Annotated in this window: 2 protein-coding genes; both read right to left on the reverse strand. The window is 31.1% G+C overall.

The features are described 5' to 3' along the window. Window positions 1-106: 106 nt before the first annotated feature. Window positions 107-397: a hypothetical protein gene (locus tag KQI85_RS16395; protein ID WP_216577078.1), complete on the reverse strand. Its 291-nt coding sequence runs from the start codon at window positions 395-397 to the stop codon at window positions 107-109. Between the two features lie 9 nt (window positions 398-406). Further along, window positions 407-639 (reverse strand): hypothetical protein (locus tag KQI85_RS16400; RefSeq protein WP_216577079.1); only part of this gene is annotated, 233 nt, incomplete at its 5' end.

Below are 639 nucleotides of genomic sequence, written 5' to 3' on the forward strand. Positions count from 1 at the left end.
TAATCTTCTTGGATCTTTCTCTACTTCAGATCTACTTCGATTAATTTAAAGACTATAGTTTGTGTTTTATGTGGTTGGTGTCCTTAAGTGGAGACATAATAAATATTTATTTGTAGCACTTGATATTACAAACATCACCCGAATTTAATTGAAGCTCAATAATCCATATTCCATCATTGCAAGAGACATCACTGGATACCACGTATTTTCCTTTCCCCCACTCTTCGTTCTTAGTAAAATTTATAGAGATAAATTGTTCTATCATATAATTTCTTTTTTTATGTTTTGAATCAATAAACTGAAAAAAAATTGTTCCCTCAGAATAATTAATCTCTATTCTTCCTATTTCACAATCATGTAAAACAGAATTTCCAAAAAAACATTCTATATCTTGCATAATGTGCTCCTATTCTTCAAATATATCTCCTGGGAAGAAATGTGTTTCACCAGCACTATTTGGTAATCTTGTATTGCCATCTTCACCGATTACGTGATAATGCGAACCATATGTCAAATCTTCATCCCATTCATATACCGCCTTATTGTTTTCATCTAACCATTTAATTATTTTTCCATTTTTTGTTCCGAAAGGTCCAATTTTTCTCAATCCTTCTGGATTAAAGTCATCTGGATTCTCAG

Source organism: Falcatimonas sp. MSJ-15 (genome assembly GCF_018918265.1).
Classification (GTDB): Bacteria; Bacillota; Clostridia; order Lachnospirales; family Lachnospiraceae; genus Falcatimonas.